The sequence below is a fragment of the Nocardioides sp. Soil777 genome (genome assembly GCF_001428425.1).
Classification (GTDB): Bacteria; Actinomycetota; Actinomycetes; order Propionibacteriales; family Nocardioidaceae; genus Nocardioides; species Nocardioides terrigena.
Window position 1 is genome coordinate 668,293 of the sequence record NZ_LMSN01000001.1, and the last position, 18,442, is coordinate 686,734.

Annotated in this window: 20 protein-coding genes; 10 read left to right on the plus strand and 10 right to left on the minus strand. The window is 72.6% G+C overall.

Annotation, left to right across the window (positions count from 1 at the left end; genetic code table 11):
* Positions 1 to 78: 78 nt before the first annotated feature.
* Positions 79 to 3,285: an isoleucine--tRNA ligase gene (ileS, locus tag ASG88_RS03280; RefSeq protein ID WP_056885923.1), complete on the minus strand. Its 3,207-nt coding sequence runs from the start codon at positions 3,283 to 3,285 to the stop codon at positions 79 to 81.
* Between the two features lie 346 nt (positions 3,286 to 3,631).
* Between ileS and ASG88_RS03285 the strand changes: the two genes are divergently transcribed.
* From ASG88_RS03285 to ASG88_RS03315, 7 genes are all read left to right on the plus strand, one after another.
* Positions 3,632 to 4,042, plus strand: a complete 411-nt coding sequence (locus ASG88_RS03285; protein WP_056885924.1) for a hypothetical protein — start codon at positions 3,632 to 3,634, stop codon at positions 4,040 to 4,042.
* Positions 4,042 to 4,239: a helix-turn-helix transcriptional regulator gene (locus ASG88_RS03290; RefSeq protein ID WP_056885925.1), complete on the plus strand. Its 198-nt coding sequence runs from the start codon at positions 4,042 to 4,044 to the stop codon at positions 4,237 to 4,239. Before ASG88_RS03285 ends, ASG88_RS03290 begins: the two co-directional genes overlap by 1 nt.
* 49 nt (positions 4,240 to 4,288) lie before the next feature.
* Complete coding sequence (locus tag ASG88_RS03295; RefSeq protein WP_200956319.1) at positions 4,289 to 4,828, plus strand: DinB family protein; 540 nt, start codon at positions 4,289 to 4,291, stop codon at positions 4,826 to 4,828.
* A gap of 118 nt (positions 4,829 to 4,946) precedes the next feature.
* Complete coding sequence (gene dapD / locus ASG88_RS03300) at positions 4,947 to 5,894, plus strand: 2,3,4,5-tetrahydropyridine-2,6-dicarboxylate N-succinyltransferase (RefSeq protein ID WP_082599811.1); 948 nt, start codon at positions 4,947 to 4,949, stop codon at positions 5,892 to 5,894.
* A 16-nt stretch (positions 5,895 to 5,910) separates the two neighbouring features.
* A complete protein-coding gene (locus ASG88_RS03305) occupies positions 5,911 to 6,879 on the plus strand; it encodes a hypothetical protein (RefSeq protein ID WP_056885926.1) in 969 nt (322 codons plus the stop codon).
* 101 nt (positions 6,880 to 6,980) lie between these two features.
* Positions 6,981 to 7,283, plus strand: coding sequence for a hypothetical protein (locus ASG88_RS03310; RefSeq protein WP_056885927.1), 303 nt, complete (start codon positions 6,981 to 6,983; stop codon positions 7,281 to 7,283).
* A gap of 74 nt (positions 7,284 to 7,357) precedes the next feature.
* On the plus strand, positions 7,358 to 7,891 hold the full coding sequence (locus ASG88_RS03315) for a hypothetical protein (RefSeq protein WP_056885928.1): 534 nt from the start codon (positions 7,358 to 7,360) through the stop codon (positions 7,889 to 7,891).
* Between the two features lie 7 nt (positions 7,892 to 7,898).
* Here ASG88_RS03315 and dapC read toward each other — a convergent pair whose 3' ends face one another.
* Positions 7,899 to 9,017, minus strand: coding sequence for a succinyldiaminopimelate transaminase (dapC, locus tag ASG88_RS03320; RefSeq protein ID WP_056885929.1), 1,119 nt, complete (start codon positions 9,015 to 9,017; stop codon positions 7,899 to 7,901).
* A complete protein-coding gene (gene fdxA, locus ASG88_RS03325) occupies positions 9,014 to 9,340 on the minus strand; it encodes a ferredoxin (protein ID WP_056885930.1) in 327 nt (108 codons plus the stop codon). Before fdxA ends, dapC begins: the two co-directional genes overlap by 4 nt.
* Before the next feature lie 57 nt (positions 9,341 to 9,397).
* Between fdxA and ASG88_RS03330 the strand changes: the two genes are divergently transcribed.
* Positions 9,398 to 10,366, plus strand: coding sequence for a GNAT family N-acetyltransferase (locus tag ASG88_RS03330; protein WP_157559526.1), 969 nt, complete (start codon positions 9,398 to 9,400; stop codon positions 10,364 to 10,366).
* Here ASG88_RS03330 and ASG88_RS03335 read toward each other — a convergent pair.
* Positions 10,363 to 11,328 (minus strand): DUF389 domain-containing protein, encoded by a 966-nt coding sequence (locus ASG88_RS03335; protein ID WP_056885932.1) that lies wholly within the window; start codon positions 11,326 to 11,328, stop codon positions 10,363 to 10,365. The genes ASG88_RS03330 and ASG88_RS03335 overlap by 4 nt on opposite strands.
* Positions 11,329 to 11,569: 241 nt before the next feature.
* Between ASG88_RS03335 and aspS the strand changes: the two genes are divergently transcribed.
* Both aspS and ASG88_RS03345 read left to right on the plus strand, forming a co-directional pair.
* Entirely contained in the window at positions 11,570 to 12,841 is a 1,272-nt protein-coding gene (aspS, locus tag ASG88_RS03340; RefSeq protein ID WP_056885933.1) for an aspartate--tRNA(Asn) ligase, read from the plus strand.
* Between the two features lie 31 nt (positions 12,842 to 12,872).
* On the plus strand, positions 12,873 to 13,655 hold the full coding sequence (locus ASG88_RS03345) for a hypothetical protein (protein WP_056885934.1): 783 nt from the start codon (positions 12,873 to 12,875) through the stop codon (positions 13,653 to 13,655).
* 22 nt (positions 13,656 to 13,677) lie between these two features.
* Here the strand turns inward: ASG88_RS03345 and ASG88_RS03350 are convergent, their stop codons facing one another.
* Genes ASG88_RS03350 through ASG88_RS03375 form a run of 6 tightly spaced genes read right to left on the minus strand, consistent with a single transcriptional unit; the run spans position 13,678 to position 18,374 of the window.
* The gene (locus ASG88_RS03350; RefSeq protein WP_157559527.1) at positions 13,678 to 15,438 is read right to left on the minus strand and encodes a VanW family protein; all 1,761 of its coding nucleotides are present in this window, start codon (positions 15,436 to 15,438) and stop codon (positions 13,678 to 13,680) included.
* Positions 15,439 to 15,448: 10 nt separating this feature from the next.
* The gene (locus tag ASG88_RS03355) at positions 15,449 to 15,814 is read right to left on the minus strand and encodes a hypothetical protein (RefSeq protein ID WP_056885936.1); all 366 of its coding nucleotides are present in this window, start codon (positions 15,812 to 15,814) and stop codon (positions 15,449 to 15,451) included.
* A 4-nt stretch (positions 15,815 to 15,818) separates the two neighbouring features.
* Positions 15,819 to 16,724, minus strand: a complete 906-nt coding sequence (gene mshB / locus ASG88_RS03360; protein WP_056885937.1) for an N-acetyl-1-D-myo-inositol-2-amino-2-deoxy-alpha-D-glucopyranoside deacetylase — start codon at positions 16,722 to 16,724, stop codon at positions 15,819 to 15,821.
* A 9-nt stretch (positions 16,725 to 16,733) separates the two neighbouring features.
* Positions 16,734 to 17,696: a DMT family transporter gene (locus ASG88_RS03365; protein ID WP_056885938.1), complete on the minus strand. Its 963-nt coding sequence runs from the start codon at positions 17,694 to 17,696 to the stop codon at positions 16,734 to 16,736.
* On the minus strand, positions 17,689 to 17,979 hold the full coding sequence (locus ASG88_RS03370) for a hypothetical protein (protein WP_056885939.1): 291 nt from the start codon (positions 17,977 to 17,979) through the stop codon (positions 17,689 to 17,691). The genes ASG88_RS03365 and ASG88_RS03370 overlap by 8 nt, the downstream gene beginning before the upstream one ends.
* Entirely contained in the window at positions 17,976 to 18,374 is a 399-nt protein-coding gene (locus tag ASG88_RS03375) for a (deoxy)nucleoside triphosphate pyrophosphohydrolase (protein WP_056885940.1), read from the minus strand. Before ASG88_RS03375 ends, ASG88_RS03370 begins: the two co-directional genes overlap by 4 nt.
* Between the last annotated feature and the right edge of the window lie 68 nt (positions 18,375 to 18,442).

Below are 18,442 nucleotides of genomic sequence, written 5' to 3' on the forward strand. Positions count from 1 at the left end.
GGGCCGATTCAACCAGCCGGGCTCCGGGGGCGGTGCGAGAGCCACGCCCCCGGAGCCTCGGGATGTCTGCAGGGCGGGTCAGCGCCCGGCGACCTCGACGGAGACGGCGACGTCGGCCGCGTCGGCGTACGCGACGCTCGTCGCCAGCGTCTCCTCGGCGAGCAGCGCCTCGTGGGAGCGAGCGGCGGCCAGCTCGTCGGCCGGCCCCGCGACCGACAGCGCGATCCGGTCGCTGACCTGGAGCCCGGCGTCCTTGCGCGCCTGCTGCACGGCCCGGACCAGGTCGCGGGCGGTGCCCTCGGCCTGCAGCTCGGGCGTGACGGCCGTGTCGAGCACGACGAAGCCGCCGCGCGGCAGCATGCCCACCGCGGTGGAGTCGTCGGCCGTGCCGGCCACCGTCTCGAGGGAGTACTCCCCCTCGACGAGGGCGAGCCCGCCCGACGTCACGGTGCCGTCCTCGGCGACCGACCAGTCGCCCGTCTTGGAGCCCTTGATCGCGTGCTGGACGTCCTTGCCGAGCCGGGGACCGGCGGCGCGGGCGTTGACCGTCAGCCGCTGGGACACGCCGTACGACGCCGCCTCGGGCGCGTCGGGTGCCAGCAGGTCCACGGCCTTGAGGTTGAGCTCGTCGGACACGAGGGACTCGAAGCCGGACAGGTCGGCCTCGGCCACGACCGTCAGCCGCGAGAGTGGGAGCCGATTGCGCAGGTTGGCGGCCTTGCGCAGGGCGGAGCCGGCCGAGCAGACGTCGCGGACGGTGTCCATCGACGCCACCAGCGCCTCGTCGGCGGGCAGGTCGTCGACCGACGGCCAGTCGGTGAGGTGCACCGACCGCTCGCCGGTGAGGCCGCGCCAGACCTCCTCGGTGGTCAGCGGCATCAGCGGCGCGGTGACCCGGCAGACGACCTCGAGCACCGTGTAGAGGGTGTCGAAGGCGTCGGCGTTGTCGCCCCAGAAGCGGTCGCGCGAGCGGCGGATGTACCAGTTCGTCAGCACGTCGAAGAACGATCGCGTCGAGTCGCACGCGTTGGCGACCTCGTAGTTGTCGAGCTGGTGGGTCATCGCGCCGACGTACTCGCGCAGCTTGGCCAGGATGTAGCGGTCCATCGGGTCGCTGCTGTCGGTGCGCCACCGGGCGTCGTGGTCGCTCGCGTTGGCGTAGAGGCTGAAGAAGTACCAGCTGTTCCACAGCGGGATGAGCACCTGGCGCACCGAGTCGCGGATGCCCTGCTCGGTGACGACGAGGTTGCCGCCGCGCAGGATCGGGCTGGACATGAGGAACCAGCGCATCGCGTCGGCCCCGTCGCGGTCGAAGACCTCGCGCACGTCCGGGTAGTTGCGCAGCGACTTGGACATCTTCTGGCCGTCGTTGCCGAGCACGATGCCGTGGCTGAGGCAGGTCTCGAACGCGGGGCGGTCGAAGATCGCGCCGGCCAGGACGTGCATCGTGTAGAACCAGCCGCGGGTCTGGCCGATGTACTCGACGATGAAGTCGCCCGGGAAGTGGTGCTCGAACCAGTCCTTGTTGTCGAACGGGTAGTGCACCTGCGCGAAGGACATCGAGCCGGAGTCGAACCAGACGTCGAGCACGTCGGTGACGCGGCGCATCGTCGACTTCCCGGTCGGGTCGTCGGGGTTGGGTCGGGTGAGCTCGTCCACGAACGGGCGGTGCAGGTCGGCCTCCCCGTCGGCGTTGCGCGGCAGGGTCCCGAAGTCGCGCTCGATCTCCTCGAACGAGCCGTAGACGTCGAGGCGCGGGTACTCCTCGGAGTCGGACTTCCACACCGGCACCGGGCTGCCCCAGAAGCGGTTGCGGGTGATCGACCAGTCGCGGGCGTTCTCCAGCCACTTGCCGAAGCTGCCGTCCTTGATGTGCTCGGGCACCCAGCGGATCTGCTGGTTGAGCTCCATCAGGCGGTTCTTCACCGCGGTCACCTCGACGAACCACGACGAGACGCCCTTGTAGATCAGGGGCTCGCGGCAGCGCCAGCAGTGCGGGTAGGAGTGGTCGTAGGTCTCGCGGCGCAGCAGCACGGTGCCGGGCGTGACCGAGCCGCCGGGCTCGCCGCGGGTGACGGCCTTGAGGTGGTCGATCACGTGCAGGTTGGCGTCGAAGACGAGCATGCCCTCGTACTCCGCGACCGGGAAGGTGAAGCGGCCGTCCTTGCCGACCGGCATGACCGGCTCGATGCCCTCGCGGTCGGTGACCACCTTGTCGTCCTCACCGAAGGCCCCGGCGGTGTGGACCAGGCCGGTGCCGTCGGTGGTGGTGACGAACTCGGCGGGCACGAGGCGGAAGGCCCGCTCGTGGCCGAGGTAGTAGGAGAACGGCGGCGTGTACGAGCGGCCCACGAGGTCCGCGCCCCGGTGGCGGCCGACGACGTGCGGGTCCTCGCCGAGCTCACGCGAGTACGCCGCGAGGCGCGACTCGGCGATGAGGTAGCGGGCCGTGGTGTCGGTGCCGGGGACGGCGGCCTCGACGACGACGTACTCGATGTCCTCGCCGACCATGACGGCGAGGTTGGAGGGCAGCGTCCACGGGGTCGTCGTCCAGACGAGCGCGAGCACGCCGGCGAGCTCGTCGTCCTCGCCCTGCGGGTCGAGCCGGACGCCGACGGTCACGGCGGGGTCCTGGCGTACCTGGTAGACCTCGTCGTCCATGCGCAGCTCGTGGTTGGAGAGCGGGGTCTCGTCGTTCCAGCAGTAGGGCAGCACGCGGTAGCCCTCGTAGACGAGGCCCTTGTCGTGGAGCTGCTTGAAGGCCCACATCACCGACTCCATGAACTCGGGGTTCATGGTCTTGTAGTCGTTGTCGAAGTCGACCCAGCGGGCCTGGCGGGTGACGTAGTCACGCCAGTCGCCGGTGTACTTGAGGACCGACTCGCGGCACGCGGCGTTGAACTTCTCGATGCCGAGCTCGTGGATCTCGTCGGTCGTCTTGAGGCCGAGCTGGCGCATCGCCTCGAGCTCGGCGGGCAGGCCGTGGGTGTCCCAGCCGAAACGACGCTCGACCCGCTTGCCGCGCATCGTCTGGTAGCGCGGGATGAGGTCCTTGACGTAGCCGGTGAGCAGGTGGCCGTAGTGCGGCAGGCCGTTGGCGAAGGGCGGGCCGTCGTAGAAGACGAACTCGTTGCTGCCGTCGGTGCCGGCGTCGCGCTGCTCGACGCTCGCGGTGAACGTGTCGTCGGACTCCCAGTAGGCCAGCACGGCCTCCTCGATCGCCGGGAACGTCGGCGCGCTCGCGACTCGGGTGGCGTCCGTGTGGCTGACCTTGGGGTACGTCATGGCTCTCTCTCGTCTCGCGGGCTGAGGACGGACGAAGTCCGGTCCTGACACCACGAGGACGATCTGACGACCGCGGTACCACCTCGCTTGCGCCGCCTCCCGGCGGTGCCGCTCGTTGCCGGCTGTGACGGGCCACCCGTCCGGGTCTAGTGGGCGAGTCGCTGGTGCGCGACGGCCGTTCTTCCGGAGGCTCGCCGCTGATGACGGCTCAGACGCCTGTGCCGAGATCGTACGGCGCGGGGCGCGGAGCGGGCGAATCAGTTCCAGCACTGTCAAAGAAACTTGACATGCCTGACTGGATCGCGTTGGCTGATGTCAAAGAAGTCATACACCACGGGGAGAGTCCATGAACACCACCGATTCCGCTCGCACCACCACCCGGTGGGTCGTCGCCGTCGTCGCCGGACTGGTGGGTTCCACCCTGGTGGGCGCCGTCGCCGCGTGGGCCCGCAATGACGCGTCGGACGCGGTGACGTTCACGGTGTTCGCCGCGATGAGCCTGCCGTTCGTCGTGGCGCTGGTCGCGATCGCCCTGGACCGCACGTCGTACCCGGAGCGTGACGAGGACTCCATCGAGTCGCAGTGGACGACGCGGGCGAGCAGCGGGGCGTTCTACGACACGATGGTCGCGATGGGGCTGGCCACCTTCGCCACCTCGGTCCTGGACACCGCCGCCGTACCCGTCTGGGTCTTCCTGCTCCTGGGCCTGGCGGACATGAGCACCCGCCTGGTCGTCCTCCAGCGGCGGGAGGGCTGATGGACAACCGGCTCCGGGTGCTCCGCGAGGACGCCGGCCTGTCTCAGGCCGAGTGCGCGGAGGCGCTCGGGGTGTCGCGGCAGACGGTGATCTCCATCGAGAAGGGCCACTTCGACCCGCGACTGTCGCTGGCCTTCCGGATCGGCCGGCTCTTCTCGGTGCCGGTCGACGAGGTGTTCGTCCCGGACGGGCACTGAGCGCGCAACCGCGTTGCCACCGCCCGCTCCGGCGCGGTTGGGTGGACCCATGACCGAGATCGGCTTCAACGGCATGTGGCTCCCCCAGGACCAGGACCCGCGGATGAGCGACACCCCCAGCCGGGGTGAGCGCGCCGTCCTGGTCGAGTACCTCGAGCACTACCGCGCGACCCTGGAGCTCAAGTGCGAGGGGCTCACACCCGAGCAGCTGGGCACCCGGTCGGTCCCGCCGTCGCGGATGTCGCTGCTCGGGATGGTCCGACACTTCGCGCGTGTCGAGCAGTCGTGGTTCCGCCGGATCCTCGAGGGACAGCACGACCTCGAGCGCCACTTCCAGGACGAGGACGGTGGCTTCGAGCTGGGCGAGCCGACCCAGGAGCTGGTGGACGCGTCCTTCGCGCTGCTGCGCGAGGAAGTCGCCCACTCCCGTGAGGTGCTCGAGCGCACCGACCTCGACGCCGTCGTCGACGTGCACGGCGACCAGGTCGAGGTGCGCGACGTGGTGGTGCACATGATCGAGGAGTACGCCCGGCACTGCGGCCACGCGGACCTGTTGCGGGAGTGCCTGGACGGCAGGACCGGACAGTAGAGGCGGCAGGACCGGACAGCAGAGGCGGCAGGACCGGGCGGCAGGGACGGCCGGACCGCCGCGCACGACGGGCGGGACCGGTCGGCGGCCCTCCCGACCACTCCGTAGGCTTGCCGCCGTGACTGACTCCGCCGCCCGTTCCGCCTGGGGCCACGGCCTGGTGACCCTGGACTCCGCCGACCACGTGCTCGACGTGTGGTTCCCCTCCCCCACCCTGGGCGCCCGGGACGGCCAGGACGTCCCCGACGCCCTCGTCGCGCTCGCGGGTCCCGACGACGCGCGCGGCGTACGCCGCGAGCTCCGGGTCGTGGAGATCGCCGACCTCGACGCCGCCCCGGTGTCCACCGAGGACGTCTGGCTGCGGCTGCACCTGCTCTCCAGCCGCCTCGTCCGCCCCCACGAGATCTCCATGGACGGCGTCTTCGGGCTGCTCACCAACGTCGTGTGGACCAGTGCCGGCCCGTGCGCGGTGGAGGGCTTCGAGCTCACCCGCGCCCGCCTGCAGCGCGGCGGCCGGCACGTGACCGTGCACGGGGTCGACAAGTTCCCCCGGATGGTCGACTACGTCCTGCCCAGCGGCGTCCGCATCGCCGACGCCGACCGGGTGCGCCTCGGGGCCCACCTCGCCAGCGGCACCACCGTCATGCACGAGGGCTTCGTCAACTTCAACGCCGGCACACTCGGGGCCTCCATGGTCGAGGGCCGCATCTCGGCCGGCGTGCTGGTCGGCGACGGCTCCGACATCGGCGGCGGTGCCTCGATCATGGGCACCCTGTCCGGCGGCGGCAAGGAGACCATCTCGATCGGCGAGCGCTGCCTGCTCGGCGCCAACGCCGGCATCGGCATCTCGCTCGGCGACGACTGCGTCGTCGAGGCCGGCTGCTACGTCACCGCCGGCACCAAGGTCACGCTGCCCGCCGAGGACGGCAAGGTCGTCAAGGCGCTCGAGCTGTCCGGCGCCAGCAACGTGCTCTTCCGTCGCAACTCGGTCAGCGGCGCCATCGAGGCCGTGGCGTGGAAGCGCGAGGGCATCGCCCTCAACAGCGCGCTCCACGCCAACGACTAGCCACGGTGGCCCGACCGTGACGCGGCTCGGCAAGGTCGTCGTGGGCGGCCTGGTCGCGGTGCTCGTCTTCGTCGGCGTCGGCGTCCTGCTCGACCGCGAGGGCGGCACGCCCTTCTTCGACTCGCACGGCTGCACGGCGGAGGTCGACGGCCTCGTCGTCGAGCTGACCCTCGAGCAGGCGGAGAACGCCGCCCTCATCACCGCCATCGCCATGCAGCGCGGCCTGCCCGCACGCGCGGCGAGCATCGCGCTGGCGACGGCCTACCAGGAGTCGGAGATCCTCAACATCGAGCACGGCGACCGGGACTCGGTGGGCCTCTTCCAGCAGCGGCCGTCCCAGGGCTGGGGCACGGTGGAGGAGATCCTGGACCCCGTCTACTCCACCAACGCCTTCTACGACGGCCTGGTCCGGGTCGAGGGCTACGAGGCGATGGAGATCACCGCGGCCGCCCAGGCGGTGCAGCGCTCCGCCTACCCCGACGCCTACGCCGACCACGAGGCCGACGGCCGGGCGCTCGCGTCGGCGTTGACCGGCAACCACGAGGCCGCCTTCTGGTGCGACACCCCCGGTGACGCCGAGGAGGCGAGCGACCGCCTGGACGAGGCCGGGCTCGTGGCCCGCGCGGCGACGGTGCGCGAGGAGCTCGAGTCGGTCTTCGGTCCCCTCTCCCTCGGCGGCTTCCAGCCCGGTGGGGTCTCCTCGGGCCACATGGACGGGTCGGCGCACTACGAGGGCCGCGCGGTCGACATCTTCTTCCGGCCGGTCAACGCGGCCAACCAGGAGCGGGGCTGGGCGATGGCGCACTACCTCGTCGCGCAGGCCGACCGGTTGTCGATCAACACGATCATCTTCGACGACCGCATCTGGCGGTCCGGCTCGCGCAGCGGCAGTGGCTGGACCGACTACGACGTCCCGTCCTCCTCCGGCGGCGACCGGGCCATCCTCGAGCACCGCGACCACGTCCACGTCGACGTCGCCGACTGACCGCTGCCCTCCGCAGATCCGGTTCGCCCCCCGGCCGCGACGTACGCGATCTACCATCGCCCCACCCGGTGCACCGACCGGCGTCAGTCGAGGGACACGTCATGGGCAGCTTCACGTCGACGCTCTACACGATCGGTACGGCGCTCAGCCGCGCCCAGGACGCCGACGTGGCGGTGGACCTGCTCGTCACCGGCCAGTGGATCCACGGCCACGTCAGCGCGCTCGACGGGCACGGCGTCGTGCTGCACGGCGACGGGGACGAGCTCTCCATCATCCGGATGGGGAGCATCGACGCGGTGAAGGTGGCCCAGGCTGCGACGTTCGAGGGACGACCCCAGGTGGAAGCAGCGCCGGACGCGACGGCGCACCCGATGCCCGCCGCCCCGGCCGACCGGGCGGTCTGATCCACCCTCCCCAGATTGGGTATGTGGGACCACATCGGTCGGCCACTACTCCGGCCCCGACCTAGCGTCCGGGCATGCGGACCTCCACGATCTACACCATCGGTACGGCGCTCACGCGGGCGCAAGGCTCGGACGTCAGCGTCGACGTCCTCGTCGCCGGCTCCTGGCTCCACGGCCACGTGAGCGCGGTCGACGGGCACGGACTCGTGCTCCACGGGGACGACGACGTGCTGTCGATCCTCAGGATGGACAGCATCAGTGCCGTCCAGGTGAAGCAGGCTGGGGTCTTCGAGGCCCACGGCGAGGTGGAGGCTCCCACGCACGCGACGGTGCACCCGATGCCGGCGTCGGGGGGCGAGCCCCACTGGGCGCAGCCGGAGGCGGCCTGGGGCCGCCGGCACCAGCCGGTCGCCGACGAGCCGCTCACGCCGTACGACGGGGGGCCGATCGTGGTCCCCGGTCCCCGGGCCGCGACCAGTGCTCCTCGCCCGGTCGCGCGACCGACGGTCGGCCCGATCGTGGCCCCGTCGGCGGTGCCCGACTCCGGCCTCCACACGATGCTGCGTTCCTGCAGGGAGGCCCTCGCCGAGGAGGCCCCCGCCTCGTAGGGCTGGCTCAGCCTGCGAGACGGGCCACGGCGGCGTCGATCCGCTCGTCGGTCGCCGTGAAGGCGACCCGGACGTGCCGGCGCCCCGCCCGGCCGTAGAACTCGCCCGGCGCGACCAGGATCCCCTGGTCGGCGAGGGTCGAGACGGTCTCCCAGCAGTCCTCGTCGCGGGTGCTCCAGAGGTAGAGGGACGCCTCGGAGTGCTCGATGCGGAAGCCCGCTCCCTGCAGCGCCTCGCGCAGCTTGGCGCGGCGCGCGGCGTACCGGGCGTGCTGCTCGACCACGTGGGCGTCGTCCTCGAGGGCGGCGACCATCGCGCGCTGCTGCGGGCCCGGCATCTGCAGGCCGAGGTTCTTGCGGACGGCGAGCAGCTCGCCGACCAGCGCCGGGTCACCGGCCACGAAGGCGCAGCGGTAGCCCGCGAGGTTGGAGCGCTTGGAGAGGGAGTGGACGGCGAGGATGCCCTCGTGGCTGTCGCCGCAGACGTCGGGGTGCAGCACGGAGACCGGGCCGCCGTCCGACGCAGCGTCCCAGGCCATCTCTATGTAGCACTCGTCGGACACCAGGACCGTGCCGCGCTGGCGGCACCAGTCCACGACCTTGCGGAGGTGCTCGACGGGCAGCACGCGACCGGTCGGGTTGGACGGGCTGTTGAGCCACAGCAGCCGTGGCACCTCCGGGCCGAGCGAGGTCAGCGAGTCGGTCGCGACCGCGCGGGCACCCGCGAGCGCCGCGCCCACCTCGTACGTCGGGTAGGCGAGCTCGGGATAGGCGATCAGGTCGCCCGGGCCGATGCCGAGGTGGATCGGCATCGAGCCGATCAGCTCCTTGGAGCCGATGACCGGCAGCACCGCGTCCAGGCCGAGGCCGGTGACGCCGAAGCGCCGCCCGAGCCAGTCGATCGCCGCCTGGCGCGTCGCCTCCAGCCCGATCGTCGTGGGGTAGCCCGGGGAGTCGGCGGCATCGACGAGCGCCCGCTGGACCACCGCGGGCGTCGGGTCCACGGGCGTGCCGACCGACAGGTCGACGATGCCGTCAGGGTGCGACCGCGCACGGGCGGCGTGCTCCGTGAGCTTGTCCCACGGGAAGTCGGGGAGCCGGGACGACACCCGTCCCGGCGCCGTCACTCGTCGTGCTCCTGCGGAGGCAGCGCGGCGACGAGCGGGTGGTCCTTGTCGATCTCGCCCATCTTGGCGGCGCCACCGGGAGAGCCGAGGTCGTCGAAGAACTGCACGTTGGCGTCGTAGTACTGCTTCCACTCCTCCGGGGTGTCGTCCTCGTAGAAGATCGCCTCCACCGGGCACACGGGCTCGCAGGCACCGCAGTCGACGCACTCGTCCGGGTGGATGTAGAGCATGCGCTTGCCCTCGTAGATGCAGTCGACGGGACACTCGTCGACGCACGCGCGGTCCTTGAGGTCGACGCACGGCTGGGCGATGACGTAGGTCACCGGAACCTCCTGGAGGCAAGGGGGTGAAGCGGAACGGGACCACTCTAATATCCCGACATGCCCCCGACGCCGGAACCCCACGCCGTGGGCAGGCACCTGCTCGGACCGCACGTCGTCGGGCAGCGCGTGGTGGTCCGGCACCTCGTCCGCGGCGAGACCGGACCGACCGGCGGACCGGCCCTCAACGACGTCCTCGGCGTCTGCCTCTCGTGGCGCGACGGGGTCGTCGTCATCGACTCCGACCGGGGGCCGGTGGAGGTGCCGGTCGCCGACATCGTCTCCGGCAAGCCGGTCCCGCCGCGCCCCTCGGTGCGGCACCGCGACTCCCCTCGCAGCGTCGAGCTCCACACCCACGCCCTCTGGCCCGACCTCGTCGCCGAGCCGCTCGGCGAGTGGGTGCTGCGCTGCGCCCCGGCGTACGACGGACGGCTGCGGCGGCGGGCCAACTCGGCGCTCGCGATGGGCGACCCCGGGCAGCCGCTCGCGGAGGCGTCCGCGGCCGTGCAGGCGTGGCACCGCGAGCGGGACCGCGAGCCGATGGTGATGGCCGTCGCGGGGTCGGAGGTCGAGGCGGGCTTGCTGGGACTCGGCTGGCGCGACCTCGGCAACGGGTCGGCGCACTGCCAGGTGGCCGGGGTCGCCAAGGCGCTGCGGACGAGTAACGCGGTGTTGGTCGGACGGGACACGGCGTCGATGCCTCGTTCCGACCGTTCAACACCGCGTTACTTGTCCGGTGTCGGTTCGGCGGCGGGGCATTTCGTGGTCGAGCTCGGGGACGGCACGGCGACCGGTCGCGCCACCCTCGACGACGACTGGGTGGTCCTCGACGCGATCTCGGTGGCACCCGACCACCGTCGGCAGGGGCTGGCCACCCGGGTGGTGGCGGAGCTCCTCGACTGGGCCGCCTCGCAGGGCGCGCGGACCGCGATGCTGCAGGTGGAGACCGACAACCCGGGGGCCGGCCGGCTCTACGAACGGCTGGGCTTCGTCACCCACCACACCTACCGCTACCTGGTGACGCGCTAGAGACTCGGGTCGCGCCGGGCGAAGAGCCGCTGCGAGGCCGTCACGACGCGGTTCCACAGCGCGCGTTGCAGCACCAGGACCAGCACGCCGGCCACCACCATCCCCACGAGGTTGACCCCCAGCTGGGCGATCGACCCCCGCATCTCCGAAGGGGTCCACGTGCCGATGGCGAGTGCCAGGTTGCCCGCCGCCGGGACGGTGGTGACCGAGATGAAGACGCCGACCATGGCGTTGGCCTTGGCCGTCGAGAGGGCCAGCACGCCGGCCGCGCCCGCGATCAGGGCCACGATGAACGACCACCGGTCGGGGTGCCAGATGAAGCCGGTCTGGGGGCGTGGCCGGCTGACCATCTCGGAGGTGACCAGCCCGGTCAGGGACGCCAGCACCGCGAGCACCGTCACCACCGCGATCGCGAACGTGAAGCTCAGCACCAACAGGCGCAGCGCCCGCAGCGTGAGCCCCCTGCGGGCGAAGACCATCCCGGTCGCGATCGCCGCGACCGTGCCGAACTCCGGGCCCACCACCATCGCGCCGATCACCAGGACCGACGAGTCGGTGATCACCGCGATGGCGGCGAGCAGCGTGGCGAGCACGAGGAAGACGTGGTACGAGACGGTCGGCCTGCTCGCGGCGTAGGCCTGCTCGATGACCGCCTCCCAGATGACCGCGTCGTCGGGGTCGCCGGGTGCCGCTCGCTCCAGGCGGCGGGCGCCGGCGAACGGCGTGGCGGTCGGCGTGGTCACCACGATGCCGCCGTCCTCGTCGAGCCCGAGCGCCGTGAGCCGGGTGAGGATCTCGCCGACCAGCTCGCGCGCCACGTCGCACTCGACGAGGTCACCGACGGGCGAGCGGGAGGCGCCGGCCAGCACCGTGAGGTTGGCCGAGCGCTCATGGCTCTCGAGCAGCTCGACGACCTCGTCGCTCAGCTCGGTGGGGACGGTGAGACGCAGGTGCATGAGCATGGGGGTGAGTGTGCCGCAGCGGGCGCGCGATCAACCGATGTGCGCCGGGGGCCGCCTCGCGCCTAGCATTCGGCTCGACGACCACGGGACCTGACACCTCCCCTGCACCCCGGCAGCGCAGTGGCCGTCCGCGCGTCCGGCGTCACCGACGAGAGGCCGGGGTCGACCCGGCAAAGGTGTGGTGGCACCGCGACCTAGCCCCCGCCCACACCTCCAGGGCCCAGTCCACCTGGAGGTCGTCATGAGATCGCTCTGCACATCACTGCCCACCCTCGCGCCCGGTTCCCCGGTGACGCTCGAGGGGTGGGTCCACCGCCGTCGCGAGCTGGCCAGGGTCACGTTCCTGGTCGTCCGCGACCGCAGCGGCCTGGCCCAGGTCGTGCTGCCCGCCGGGACCGTCGTACCGCCCGAGGAGACGACCGTCCGGGTGACCGGCACGGCGACCGCCAACGCCCAGGCGCCCGGCGGCGTCGAGGTGACCGACGCGGTCGTCGAGGCCCTCACAGAGCCGGCCGAGACTCCCCCGGCCGAGCTGTGGCGCCCGCAGCTCGACGTCCAGCTCCCCACGCTGCTCGACCACGCGCCGGTGCTGTGGCGCCACCCCGCCCAGCGCGCGCGCTGGGAGCTGGCGGCGGCGTCGCTGCGCGGCTTCCGGGCCAGCCTGGACGGGCTCGGCTTCACCGAGGTGACCACGCCGAAGTTCGTGGAGTCCGCGACCGAGTCGGGGGCCAACGTCTTCGCGGTGGACTACTTCGGCCGCCCGGCCTACCTCGCCCAGAGCCCGCAGTTCTACAAGCAGCAGCTGGTGGGCGTCTTCGAGCGCGTCTACGAGGTCGGCCCGGTCTTCCGCGCCGAGCCGCACGACACGGTGCGCCACCTCGCGGAGTACCGCTCGCTCGACGTCGAGCTCGGCTTCGTCCGCGACCACCGCGACGTGCTCGCGATGCTCCGCGAGGTGCTGGCCGGCATGGTGTCGGGGATCGAGTCGTACGCCGCCACGGCGGTCGGGCGCACCGGGGCCCGGGTGCCCGAGGTGCCGGCCGAGATCCCGGTGATCCACTTCGCCGAGGCGCTCGCGCTCGTCGGTGCACCCGAGGACGAGCCGGACCTCGCGCCCGAGCACGAACGCGCGCTCGGCCAGTGGGCGCTGGAGGAGCACGGGTCCGACTTCCTCGCGGTCGAGGGCTACCCGATGGCCAAGCGGCCGTTCTACACGCACCCGCAGCCGGGCGACCCACGCTGGTCCAACAGCTTCGACCTGCTCTTCCGCGGGCTCGAGCTGGTGACCGGTGGTCAGCGGCTGCACCGGCCGAGCGACTACGACGCGGCCATCCGGGCGCGCGGCGAGGACCCGGCCGACTACGCGGCGTACCTCCAGGCCTTCCGGCACGGGATGCCGCCGCACGGCGGGTTCGCGATCGGCCTGGAGCGCTGGGTGAGCCGGCTGGTGGAGGCGACCAACGTCCGCGAGGTCACGCTCTTCCCGCGCGACCTGCACCGCCTCACGCCCTGACGGCTGGCGCTTCCCCTGTTGAATGGGGCGCATGAGCACAGCCACCACCACCGACCGGGCCCGCCAGGTCGTCGTCACGCTCGCAGAGGTCTTCTGCATCGTGGGGACCCTGGTGGGCACCGGCGTCATCGGCACCCGCGTCGCCGAGTCGTCGGGCGGCGCGCTCGCGGCCGACGCCACCCTGCTGGCGCCGCTCGGGCCGGCGTTCTCGATCTGGTCGGTCGTGTACGCCGGCCTCGCGGCGTACACGATCTGGCAGTGGCTGCCCTCGGTCGCCGCCTCCCCCCGCGCCCGCGCGACGGGGTGGCTGGCGGCGGCCTCGATGGCCCTCAACGCCGCCTGGCTACTGGTCACCCAGCAGGGCTGGCTGTGGGCGAGCGTGGCCGTGATCGTCGCCCTGGTGCTCGTGCTCGGGGTGCTGGTGCAGCGCCTCACCGACCTCGGCGCCCCCTCGACGCTCGCGGACCGGGTGGTCGTGGACGGGACCTTCGGGCTCTACCTCGGCTGGGTGGCCGTGGCGGTCTGCGCCAACGTCACCGCGACCCTCGTCGAGCAGGGCGTCACCCCGTCCTCGCCGGTGGCCGACGCCATCGCCGTCGCGGTGCTCGTGGTCGTGGTCGGGGTCGCCGCCGTGGTGCTCGCCCGCACCGGTCGCCGGTGGACCTTCGCCGCCGCGGCGGCGTGGGGACTCTCCTGGATCGCCGTCGGCCGGCTCACCGACAGCCCGGAGTCGGTCGTCGTCGGGGCGGTCGCGGTCGTCGCGGCCCTCGCCGTGCTGGCGCTGGCCGCGCGGGCGCACCCGGTGCGCGCCTGACCGCGGTCCCGCCCGTGGGTGCCTACTCGTCGACGGCGTCGGGGTTGGTGCAGATGACCGTGTCGCTGGGCGTGTAGGTCGTCGAGAAGACCTCGGGCTCCCGCGTCTCGGTGTTGGCCCCGACCGGCTCGAAGAAGCGGGTCACGTCGATGTCGAAGCCGCCGTAGCCCTCGTTGGGGTGGCAGCGCAGCGTGTTGATGCGGCGCACCTCGGCCTGCGTGATGTTGTGCCGCTCGCCGGTCGAGCTGGTGATGTCCCAGTGCTTCGTGGACCACATCGACACCGTCACGACACCCGAGGTCGACGGGGTCGACGGGGTCACGTTGGTGTCGATGAGGACGCCGTACGGCGTGTCGTTGCGGAAGCGCAGGTCCACCGCGCCCCACGCGACGGTGGCCTCGCGGCCGACCGGGTAGCGGTCGATGTAGAAGGAGTGCGGCTTGTGCTCGACGTCCTCGAGGCCCGCGAAGAACATCCCGTTGAAGAGCGTCGTGGCCATCTGCGAGACGCCGCCGCCGAGGTCCTGGACGAGGATGCCGTCGGAGATCACGTAACCCTCGGTGAAGCCGTTGGCCACGGTGCGCTCGCCGACGGTGTCGTTGAGCGAGAACGTCTCGCCGGGCTCGAGGACGTAGCCGTCGATGATCTCGGCGGCCCGGCCGATGTTGACGTTGCGGTACTCGGCGTACGGGTAGTAGGTCGTGAAGGTCGACACCTGCTCGCGGATCTGCAGGGCCCGGGCGTCCTGGGTGGTGAAGTCCGGTCGCGCGACCTTGGCGTCGACGGCCAGGGTGCGCTGGTCGCCGGACGCGGCCACCAGCTCGAGGAAGCCGTCGGTGATCTGCTGCTCGTCGTAGGTCACGCCGGGCTTGGCGGGCACGACCTGCGGACGGCCGCCGACCAGCGCGACGGTCGCGTCGACGGGGGCACCGTCGATGGCCACCTTGCCCTCGAGCATCGCGGCCAGCGCCTTGTCGTCGAGCCGGGGCTCGAGCGCGCCGTCGACCGGCTCCATGCTGAGCGCCGGGGTGTAGTCGGCGGGCTGGAGGCGGACGCTGGACTGCTCGAAGGACAGCGTGACGGGTCCGGAGACCGCGGCGTTGGCGAAGGACTGGCGGGCCCGGGCCAGGTCGCCCGCGTCGATCTCGGGCTGGTCCTCGACGAGGTCGAGCTCGGCGGTGGCGCCCTCCAGCCAGGCGGCGGCGAGGGCGTCGCCCGTGGCGGTCGGGTCCAGCGAGCGCCCCGTGCGCGGCTTGGTCTCGGTGATGCGGGCGCCCTCGAAGGCCAGCGCCCCCTCGCGCGGGGTGCGGCCGTGCTCGGCGTCGAGGCGGGTGACGAGCTGACCGAGGGCGGCCTCGTCGACGACCACCTCGGCCTCGAGCTCGTCACCGCCGGTGAAGTAGTTCCAGAGCCGGACGGGGTCCCAGCTCTCCTCGCCGCCGGCCTCGGCGACGGACGCCTCGTAGTCGACCTCGAGCCCCGCCTCGACCGCCTCGACGGTGACGGGGGTGCCGTCGACGGAGGCCTCGACCGGGGCGCTGACCTGCTCGGCCAGCCCGGCCCGGAGGCGGTCGGCCGCCTCGGCCTGCGGGTGGCCGCCGATGCTCACGCCGCTGACGGTCGTGCCCCGCGGGACCTTGTCGCCGGCGGCGTAGTGCGCCGCGACGTAGAGCCCCCCGAAGACGAGGAGGAGGCCGAGCAGCAGCCAGAGCACGACTCGGCCGCCGGCCTTGTCCTGAGTCTCAGGGCCGGCGTCGACATCGGAGGCGGGGAGAAGCGACACGCCCCGCATCCTAGGTCGGGGTCGGTGAATCCCCGGGATCGTCGCGCGACCCGCGAGCAGGTCCGCTGGTGGCCAGCGCGACCAGCAGGACGACGAACGACCCGACCAGCACGGCGTACCCCGACGCGTTGGCGGGGATCAGGTAGTCCCCCTCGGACCTGGGCATCATCGCCCACACGACAGCGCCCATCCAGCCGAGCATGAAGGCCACCCGCGACCACCAGCCCCGAGGCAGGGCGAGGGTCGTGGCGGCCGCGGCGGCCAGCCCCAGGGCCAGCCCCCAGCCGCGCTGGTGGAGCAGGACGGTGGCCAGTCCCGCGGCGGCACCGACCGCCAGGAGCACGACGGCGCACCCGCCCCGGAGGACGAGGCCCACCGGCTCAGAGCCCGGCGAAGAGGTCGGCCTCGAAGCCGTCCTCGCCCACCGGACCGCGCTCGCCCTTGGCGAGCACGTAGTACTCGTCGCCCCAGAACGCGTGACCGGACTCGGCGCCGGCGAAGAACGGGCCGTCGGGATCGACCTGGGTGCGGTGCAGCTTGAGCGCGTCCATCTTCTGCGCGGCGTACGCCTGGCCGTCGACGCGGGCCGAGATCAGGTCGTCGGCCGTCACGAACGGGCCGAGGTCGCCGTCGGGGTCCATCCCCTCGAAGCTGGTGGTGTCGCCCGACTCCCGCATCTGGCGCAGGCTGTCGCGCATGCGGTTCTCGCTCATCGCGCACCAGTAGACCTTGGCGACGTCGTGGGGCTCGCCGAGGTCGCGCTTGTACGCCGCGACGGCGGCCAGGGCGGTGGCGTACGTCGCGACGCGGTGCGCCTGGATGTGGTCGGGGTGGCCGTAGCCGCCGAACTCGTCGTAGGTCACGAGCACCTGCGGCCGGACGTCGCGGATGACCCGCACCAGCTCGTCGGCCGCCTCCAGGAGGTCGGCGTGCCAGAAGCCGTTGTCGGGCACGAAGTCGCCGGCGACGGCGTGGCCGTCGGCGTGCCAGGCCATCCCGGAGTCGTGGAAGCGACCGAAGCCGCCGAGCCAGCGGTGGTCCGTGACGCCGAGGGCGGCCATTGCCTCGGCGATCTCGCCCTTGCGTCGCTCACCGAGGCCGCCGTCGCGGTCGTAGGCCAGGTGCTCGAGGTCGGGGACGAGCACCTCGCCCATCTCGCCGGCGGTGCAGGTCACCACGGTGACCCCGCGCCCCTCGGCGACGTAGCGGGCCATGGTGGCGCCGTTGTTGATGGTCTCGTCGTCGGGGTGGGCGTGCACCAGGAGCAGGCGCTGGTCGGACGTCATGGATCCAGCCTAGGGCCGGGACCCGCGCCACCTCGTCGGGAGGCTGCCCGTCCCGAGGGCCACACCGACCACGGCGACGACGAGACCGACCAGCTCCAGCGGCCCGAGGGTCTCTCCCAGCACCAGCCACGCCATCACCGCGGTCACCGGCGGGGCCATGAAGAACAGGCTCGCTCCGGCCCCCGCTCCTCCGGCACGCACGAGCTTGCCCAGCAGCAGCAGGCCGATGATCGAGTTGACGATGGCGAGGAAGACCACGGTCAGGCCGCCGCGCAGCGGGTCGCTCACCGCGTCGGTGCCCTCCAGGGCCAGGGCGAGCACGGCCAGGGGCGGCACCGAGACGCTGAACTGGATGGCGGCCGACCACCACGGGTCGGGGGCGTGACCGATCCAGCGCTGCCCGAGGGTGCCCAGGCTCAGGGTGATCGCACCGAAGACGCCGAGCGCCACGGCCACCGGCCCGCCGGCCTTCTCGATGTCGGGACCGAGCACGATCACCACGCCGACCACGCCGATGACGAGCCCGGCGACCTGCCGCGCGGAGAGCCGCTCGCCGAGCAGGGCCGCGGCCAGCACGGCGGTGAGCACCGGGGTCAGCGCGTGGAGGAGGGAGGCGAGGGTCGCGCCGAGCCCGGCGTCGAAGGCGAGGTACATCGCGCCGAACTGGACGGCGTTCATCGCCAGCCCGGTCAGCGCGATCCGCCCCAGGTCGGCGCGGTCGACGTGCAGCGGGCCGCGGAAGACGCGCGCCACCGCGAGGGCGATCACGGCAGCAAGGGCGAAGCGGAGGGCCAGCAGCGTGAACGGCTCGACGTGCTGCACCCCGTAGGGGCCCGAGATGTAGCCCGACGACCACACCAGCACGAACGCCACCGCGGGCACGAGGGGCAAGGTCCCCACCGGGCTGCGCACGGCACCGGTGCGCTCCGCGGCCGCCGGGCCGGCCACGGGACCGGTCGCCGGGTCAGTCACCGCTCGGTCGCTTGATCCGCTTCGGGGCGGCGGGCAGGTCCAGGGGCGGCAGCGGGGACGGGGGCTGCGACGCGTCGTCCGCGGCGTCCAGCCACCCGTCGTACTCGTCGACGAGCAGCTCGACCATGAAGTCCGGCGCGTCCGACAGCACGGCCCAGGGATGGCCCTCGTCGTCGTCCTCGCCGGCCAGCCGCTCGCGGGCCACGCTCGCCTCGAAGCCGTCGGCGAGCAGTCGCGCCGCCACGGCGCGCGCGTCGTCCTCCTCGAAGAAGATGGCCCTCACCGCGGCATCATCCCAGCCAGCGGTGCGAGGAACGGCCGGTCGGGCTCGAGCCAGTCGACGTCGTCGAGGGTGTCCGCGCCGAGCCAGCGCAGCAGGTCGTGCTCGGTCGGCTCGGGCTCCCCCGCGACCAGCACGGCGGTGGCGACCCGGAGCTCGTGGGTGTCGCCGATGGCCGCCGCACCCGGCAGCCAGGCGGTCACCGCGATGGTGCAGCCCAGCTCCTCGGCGACCTCGCGGACCAACGCGGCGTCGGGGGTCTCGCCGGGCTCGACCTTGCCGCCCGGGAACTCCCAGCGGCCCGCGGCCGAGGCGGGCGTCGTACGACGGGCCGCCAGGACGAGTCCGTCACGGACGATCGCTGCCCCCACGACGGGGACGCGTGGCTGGTCGGTCACGCCGTCGACCCTAGCCAGCGCACGGGTGCTCTCCGGTCGTGGGGACCGGTCGACGACCGGCGCCGGAG